The organism is Maribacter sp. (genome assembly GCF_039968975.1).
Lineage (GTDB): Bacteria > Bacteroidota > Bacteroidia > Flavobacteriales > Flavobacteriaceae > Maribacter.
In genome coordinates this window covers 1-4,216 of sequence record NZ_JBDVOT010000008.1, presented here as the reverse complement: position 1 = coordinate 4,216, position 4,216 = coordinate 1, and the positions used below count along the sequence as shown (strand labels likewise).

Genomic DNA, 4,216 nt, shown 5'->3' with positions numbered 1-4,216 from the left:
ACAACATATCTAAGAACCTTTTCCAACTCCCGATTCTGATATTATCTTCCTCGTTTGCGGGGTGCAAATGTACACACTATTCCTAATACCGCAAGACTTTTTGAAAGAAAATATTGAAAGTTTTTTGACCTAATCATAACTACATGATTTTGACTAGGTTGCAGAAGTACAAAATCAGGTGAAAAGTTAAGATTATGAAAACCAATTAGTTGATCATAAACACACTTACAACCACCCCATTTTCAGTGCATTACAAAAACTGAAAAAAGGCTAAGAAAAGAAATTCCACACTAAACCAAAGCGTATTACGAAATCACGGTACGGATAATTTGGCGCAGCATAATAATCATACCCAGAAAAAGCAGCATTAAAGTGTTCTGCTTTCAAGTAAATTCTAGTTTGTTTAATTCGAGCATTGATGAAAAAATCTAATAAAGGATAACCACCCAACTCTTCTTTATTCTGCACATAGAACTCCCCAAGTATAGGATTATACCCATTCATGTTATAACTGGTGAAATATTTAAAGGTGATACCTGTTTGTAGGTACATTGCTTTTTCAAACACATCTGACGAAAAGTATAACGTATTTCTTGTTACCAATTGAGGAACATTCAAAACCTGGGTATCCTGAGTAACATTCTGATACATTACAGTATTATTCAAAGCAAACATACCCACTTTAAACTCTTTTTCATATTTTACCTTTAAATGAGAAACACTATTACCTTCTTGTAATGGCTTAATAAATGCATTTTCCATATCATCACCAATGGTAACATCTGAAACCGGCGCGAAATAAGTATAGTTATCTAGATTACTATACTTGACCATAAGGTTACCCCATGTTTTGGAAAGCAATTCGCCTTTTAAACTACTAGCCCTCTCTTTACTGAACACTTCACTATTGTTCCAATTATAATTAAGGTACTCACTTTGATACAACAAATAATTAAAATTTGGCATTCTGCTAGAAGTATGTAAAGAGAATTTCAGCTTATTATTTTTATTAATAGCATATGACGCAGCCGCATTAAAAAGGTTACCCGCTAAATCGCCTGAAATATTATATTTCAAATCAGCATCGAAATCAAATTGTCCAATGCGTTTCTCATATTTACCCACTATACCAAACTCTGTTCCATTCAATCTACTCGGTATAATAGTACCATCTTCTTCTGTAAGCCGGCTGTTGAAATAATAATCATAATTATATACATTGATCCCACCTGTTAACTTACCTAAAGTTCTATTATAAAATTCCGCATTTACTTCATTATAAAATGTCTTTAGAATAGCCTTGTCATTAATAGCACTTAATATAGCATCACCGAACAAGGTATCACTAGCTGTTTCTACAAATTGATAATATTTAGTTTCATAATCAAACGTATGACCTAGAGATAAGGATGTTTTTTCAAACCGAGTTGAATCTAACTGAGTTCTAACTAATTTATAGGTATGGTCCAGATAATATCTTTTCCCTAAAATTTTATTATTTGCATCATCTAAATACACATCAACTCTTGGTCTATTAATAAAGTCATCATCTCCAGACTCAAACTGCTCTTCCTTTTCCGACAAACCTCCATTTTCCTCAGATGTAATATTCTGAGCCGCAATGTGAGCTCTTAATGCATACCTTCCGTTTTTAGACAAGTAGTTTGTGGTCGTAATAAAGTTACCAGATTCTATTTGCGTATCATTATACTTACCAAACGAACGAAAACCAGTATAACCTATTGAAAAATTCAACCTACGTGAGGTGTTAAAAGCTAAATTAGCATCTAACAATTGACCTTCTTCCAAAGTTGTTTTAAAGAACAACTCGGTCATTGGGGTAGCAACATTGTAATAGTTTATCTGCTCTTTTTCTAAATACTTACGATCTTTTGCCTTTGCGCCTAAACTAGGATAACTCACTACTCTTTCAAAATCAACGCCTAATTCATTATATGCTTGCCCTATATTAGAGAAGGACATTAATTCAAAATCATCTTCTCGCAGATAATTATACTTGTACTCTTTTTGAACAGTTAGAGTGGTGTCTAAAAAAGTAGTATCTCGTTCAAATGAAATAATTTTATAATCTTCTATCGTTAAAACAATAGAGTCATTTTGTAATTTATCTTTTGGGTTTATAGGCTTTGTCTTTTTAGAAAGCGAAAGTGAATCTCTTTTTTTCTCTGGCTTGTTAATTACATCCTGACTTAAACCAACCGAAGCAGTTAAACACAATAAAACTAGAATTATATATTTCATGAAGCTTTGTTACCCTTGCAAAGTTAATTTTTTTGTTGCTAAGTAAATGTGAAAGTTTAAGCTACTTTAATAACCTGTATATAAAGGTTTACCAAACTAATATTAAAATTTAACTGAGAACTTTATTATATAAAGAAATATTTTTCTGATTTTTATAAAAAAATGTTAATGAAAGTACTGTTTTTTAATGTTTTCGCGTTTTTAGCGATTATTACGGCATCTGCCCAGTTCAACGAGAAAGCTCCTTGGATGAAAGACTTGAATGAAAATCAACAATCTTCAAAATCATCAACAAATTCATATTCCTTATATGATATATCGAATGCATTCAACCAATATTGGAGCAATAAAGACTATTCTAAAAAAGGCAGCGGTTTTAAACCATATAAAAGATGGGAGAATTATTGGTCTTATTATATAGATGAAAACGGAAAAATACCAACTTCTTCTCAATTATGGGATTCTTGGAAGAGTAAACAGGAAAGTATAGGTAAAGAAACAAACCCTACAGCAAATTGGAATTCTATAGGACCATTTACGCATGACACCTACTCAGGTGCACTTTCTGGACAAGGTAGAGTAAATGCCATAGCAGTAGACCCTAATAATGAAAATATTTGGTACGTAGGTGCGCCAGCTGGCGGTATTTGGAAATCTATTGATGGAGGCTCATCTTGGGTAAACTTATTTGATGACTTTCCACAGATCGGAGTTTCCGGTATAGCTGTGGACCCCAACAACTCACAAATAATTTATATAGCCACAGGAGATGACGATGCTGCTGATTCATATAGTGTAGGTGTTTTTAAGTCTGTTGACGGAGGAAATAGTTGGAATGAAACAGGATTGAACCCTAGTACCTCGAATATCAACCTATTAATGAATGAAATCACAATTGACCCTACAAATTCCAATATCATTTGGGTAGGGACTAGTATTGGCCTTCAAAAATCAACAGATGCAGGTGCCACTTGGGAGGTCAAAAGAGCTGGGAATATTCAAGATTTTAAACTTAAACCAAATAGTCCAAATACGGTATACGCAGTCACTTCGAATACTTTTGTAAAATCTACTGACGGTGGCGACACCTTTATTGAAATTACAGATGGACTACCAGCCAGTTCTGGGAGATTGGTAATTGGAACAAGTGCAGCAAACCCTTCAGGTGTATATGTATTAAGAGCTCTAACAGGAGGTAATAGTTTTGCCTTTGGCGGACTTTACAAATCTTTAGATAGTGGAGAATCTTTTACAAAAACAGCAAGTGAACAAGATATATTCGAATCAAACCAAGCTTGGTTTGACCTTGCAATTGAAGTTTCACCAACAAATTTCAACGAAATATATACAGGTTGTTTAAATGTTTGGAAAAGCACCAATGGCGGAGACACCTTTATCAGAATAAACAGATGGAATATTACTGACCAAGGTTATACCCATGCCGATATACATACCATTAAGATTTTTAACAACAAGGTATATGTTGGTAGCGACGGTGGCATTTATATGTCTGAAAATGGTGGCAGCACCTTTACAGATTATACTGCTGGTATTTCTATTAGTCAATTCTACAGAATATCCGTTGCTAAAAATGATTCCGAGAAAATAACTGGTGGACTACAAGATAATGCCGGTTTTATTCGTGATCAAGGACAATGGAATGTTTTTACAGGAGGTGACGGAATGGACTACGAAATTGACCCTAACAATAGCAGTCTTGTCTACGGATTTGTTCAATTTGGAGGAAGTTTATTCATTTCTTCAGATTCTGGACAATCTGTAGGTGTGGTCGGCGCACCTACAGATGCTAATGGTAATACTATTGAAGGAAATTGGGTTACGCCACTAGCAATAAGCTCTGACGGATCAGTTTACGCAGGTTTCGATGCTTTGTATAGATTAGAAAACAATCAATGGAATAAAATATCATCCTCTATCGGTACGGGTAATATTG

At 34.2% G+C, this 4,216-nt stretch carries 1 protein-coding gene and 1 pseudogene; one reads left to right on the top strand and one right to left on the bottom strand.

Annotated elements, in window-relative coordinates; genetic code table 11:
• Window positions 1-270 precede the first annotated feature (270 nt).
• Window positions 271-2,262: a putative porin gene (locus ABJI11_RS00300; RefSeq protein ID WP_348348443.1), complete on the bottom strand. Its 1,992-nt coding sequence runs from the start codon at window positions 2,260-2,262 to the stop codon at window positions 271-273.
• A gap of 168 nt (window positions 2,263-2,430) precedes the next feature.
• Here ABJI11_RS00300 and ABJI11_RS00295 point away from each other — a divergent pair.
• A pseudogene (locus tag ABJI11_RS00295) lies at window positions 2,431-4,216 on the top strand (hypothetical protein); the annotation flags it as partial.